This is a genomic window from uncultured Winogradskyella sp. (genome assembly GCF_963975125.1).
GTDB lineage: Bacteria > Bacteroidota > Bacteroidia > Flavobacteriales > Flavobacteriaceae > Winogradskyella.
On the sequence record NZ_CAXBGB010000149.1, the window covers coordinates 1 to 2814 of the forward strand.

The 2814-nt window shown below is 30.5% G+C and carries 4 protein-coding genes, 1 tRNA gene and 1 pseudogene; 4 read left to right on the forward strand and 2 right to left on the reverse strand.

The annotated features are described in order from the left end of the window. Window positions 1-420, reverse strand: a pseudogene (locus AAC053_RS13895) (hypothetical protein); the annotation flags it as partial. Between the two features lie 134 nt (window positions 421-554). On the opposite strand from AAC053_RS13895, the gene AAC053_RS13900 reads away from it, so the two are divergent. The 3 genes from AAC053_RS13900 (at window position 555) to AAC053_RS13910 (ending at window position 2097) form a co-directional block, all read left to right on the forward strand. Next, a complete protein-coding gene (locus AAC053_RS13900; RefSeq protein ID WP_339757887.1) occupies window positions 555-923 on the forward strand; it encodes a S4 domain-containing protein in 369 nt (122 codons plus the stop codon). Continuing rightward, window positions 910-1500: a methyltransferase domain-containing protein gene (locus tag AAC053_RS13905; protein WP_339757890.1), complete on the forward strand. Its 591-nt coding sequence runs from the start codon at window positions 910-912 to the stop codon at window positions 1498-1500. Before AAC053_RS13900 ends, AAC053_RS13905 begins: the two co-directional genes overlap by 14 nt. A 93-nt stretch (window positions 1501-1593) precedes the next feature. Beyond that, complete coding sequence (locus tag AAC053_RS13910) at window positions 1594-2097, forward strand: phosphoribosyltransferase family protein (RefSeq protein WP_339757893.1); 504 nt, start codon at window positions 1594-1596, stop codon at window positions 2095-2097. Here AAC053_RS13910 and AAC053_RS13915 read toward each other — a convergent pair. Continuing rightward, complete coding sequence (locus tag AAC053_RS13915; RefSeq protein ID WP_339757896.1) at window positions 2089-2610, reverse strand: shikimate kinase; 522 nt, start codon at window positions 2608-2610, stop codon at window positions 2089-2091. The two genes, AAC053_RS13910 and AAC053_RS13915, sit on opposite strands and share 9 nt — an antisense overlap. Window positions 2611-2740: 130 nt before the next feature. On the opposite strand from AAC053_RS13915, the gene AAC053_RS13920 reads away from it, so the two are divergent. After that, window positions 2741-2813 (forward strand) — tRNA-Lys (locus tag AAC053_RS13920). Window position 2814: the final 1 nt, after the last annotated feature.

The window sequence follows — 2814 nt, forward strand, 5'->3', positions numbered from 1 at the left end:
TGAAGTACCTTCATATCTAACACGCACTGCATCCGTAAACTTAGGAGATTCACCACCACCTTGGTTAATTCTTAATATGTAATATTCATAATCCGTATCGAAATACGTTGTAGTTTTTGTTTCTACCACATTTATAAGTAAAGTCTGTTCTTCTGGTATAGGTAAATAATTACCCTCATCATCTACAGCTCTTTCTGTAATTATAATATCTGTATATTTATGATTTGAACCCGTTTCAAAAAAGCCAGAATTATAATAATGTGTTGACAAATAGTTTAGTATAGAATCTTTATCTGTAATCTGCTGTTCAGTTCTATCTCTTTCTTGAAAAGTAACCGTATTTTCATCTTTATTACACGACACCAATATCGCAACTATAGTTAGTAAATAAATGCTGACTCTTAAACTTTTAATTTTCATAGATTGTTTGTTTCTGATATTAGAATTACCACAAATCTAATATTCGGTTCATTATTGCTTAATTATAACGCGCAAGATACAATAATATAATATTTTTGTACTAATAGATTAACGTAGTTTTTAGTTAAAAATATATGCGAATTGATAAATATTTATGGTGCGTACGTTATTACAAAACACGTAGTATAGCGACACAGGCAAGTAAAAAAGGACAAATAAAAGTTAATGGAGCTGTTGTAAAACCATCTAGAGAGGTTTATCCCACAGATAAAATTGAATTGCGAAAAGATCAAATTGTTTATCAATTAACTGTAAATGATATACCACCAAATCGTGTTGGAGCAAAACTTGTGGACATATACAGAATTGACACCACACCAAAAGAAGCCTATAATGCCAAAGAACTTTTAAAGTATAGTAAGGACTATTATAGAAAAAGAGGAATGGGACGACCTACAAAAAAAGATAGACGCGATTTAAACGGTTTTTATGAAGAAGAATAGTTTAGATAAAGCAAGCTGGGAAAATCGTTATACTAACTCACAAATTGGTTGGAATATTGGTTACCCTTCTACTCCAATAAAAGCATATATTGATCAACTAGAAGATAGAACGATAAAGATATTAATTCCTGGTGCTGGCAATAGTTATGAAGCTGAGTACTTATGGAATAAAGGCTATGAAAATGTTTATGTGCTTGATTTTGCTAAGCAACCCTTAGAAAATTTAAAACATCGGGTTAAAATTTTTCCTGAAGACCAATTACTGAATTGTGATTTCTTTGATTTAAATAATCAATTTGATCTAATCCTAGAGCAAACCTTTTTCTGCGCTCTTAGTCCCAATTTAAGAAAACGCTATGTTGAAAAAATGCATCAACTTTTAAAACCAAATGGAAAGCTTGTTGGTTTATTTTTTGATTTTGAATTAACTAAATCTGGCCCTCCTTTTGGCGGAAATGTTTCGGAGTACACATCTCTTTTTGAAGAGTCATTTAAAATTAAGACTATAGAAAAATCAATTAATTCTATAAAAGAAAGACAAGGTAAAGAACTGTTTTTTATCTTTGAAAGCCCATAATGGGCATTTGGCAGACTTTGATTATTGCCAACTTAAATAGCTAAGTTACAAAATAGTTGCTTGTTATAATTTTTAATTATGTAAAAATAATCTATGGCATTAACAAAGAATACTATATTAAGTCACAAGGAAATTGAGCATAAGATAAAACGTATTGCTTATCAAATCTATGAGAGCAATGCAAATGAAACTGAACTTGTTATTGCTGGTATTGAGAGTAATGGTTTCATACTCGCCAAAAAGATAAAGAGCAATTTAGATAAAATATCTTCTATAGAATGTACATTATGCAAAGTTACGATAGACAAAGTTGAACCTACAAATCCTATAAAGACTTCCATGAGTAAAGAAGACTATACAAATAAATCTATTGTCCTTATTGATGACGTTTTAAACTCTGGTAGTACTTTAATTTATGGTATTAAACACTTTTTAGATGTGCCTTTAAAGCAATTTAAAACAGCCGTTCTGGTTAATCGTAATCACAAAAAATATCCTGTTAAAGCTGATTATAAAGGCATCTCTCTATCTACTTCATTATTTGAACATGTACATGTAAATCTATCCAAACAACCTTATGAGGCATATTTAGATTAAGTGCATTAAAATTTCTTCTATAGCATCTTGCTGAGATTTACTGTCTGTAGTGATTGTATATTGTGCTTGGCTATAATACTGAATACGTTCAAAAAGATGCTTGCCAATAAACTCTAACAACTCTTCTTTAGATTTTAAATGGCTAATCAACGGACGTTTTTCTCTTTCCTTAAATAATCGCTTAGACAAAAGCGGAATAGATAGCTTTAAATAAAACAATACAACATTAGCGCTATCAGTTAATTTATCTATATTTTTACCATAACAAGGCGTACCTCCGCCAAGAGCCAAAACCATATTCTGTGGTGAATCTAAAAGTTCATTTAAATATTCAGTTTCTTTTTTTCTAAAATATATTTCACCTTTAGTTTTAAATAAGTCAGAAATTGAAGCCATTTCTTTTTCAACAATGTAAGCGTCTAAATCTAAGAAATCATAATTTAGCACCGTAGCCAATTCTTTACCCAAGGTTGATTTTCCTGACCCCATATATCCCATTAAAACTACTATCATAATGCTTACAATTTGATTATTAAATCTCTATGCTGTTAGACAACAAAAAAACGAAAATTTAAATAAAAAAAGTATTGTTTTATTAATTAAACATTTTATATTTGCACCCTCGTTTAGAGAAAATCTTATTGACCAGTTAGCTCAGTTGGTAGAGCATCTCCCTTTTAAGGAGAGGGTCCTGGGTTCGAGCCCCAGACTGGTCAC

Bases quoted from the DNA above. Each gene is read 5' to 3' on its own strand.
- AAC053_RS13900 (WP_339757887.1), top strand. From the start codon at position 555: ATGCGAATTGATAAATATTTATGGTGCGTACGTTATTACAAAACACGT.
- AAC053_RS13905 (WP_339757890.1), top strand. From the start codon at position 910: ATGAAGAAGAATAGTTTAGATAAAGCAAGCTGGGAAAATCGTTATACT.
- AAC053_RS13910 (WP_339757893.1), top strand. From the start codon at position 1,594: ATGGCATTAACAAAGAATACTATATTAAGTCACAAGGAAATTGAGCAT.
- AAC053_RS13915 (WP_339757896.1), bottom strand. From the start codon at position 2,610: ATGATAGTAGTTTTAATGGGATATATGGGGTCAGGAAAATCAACCTTG.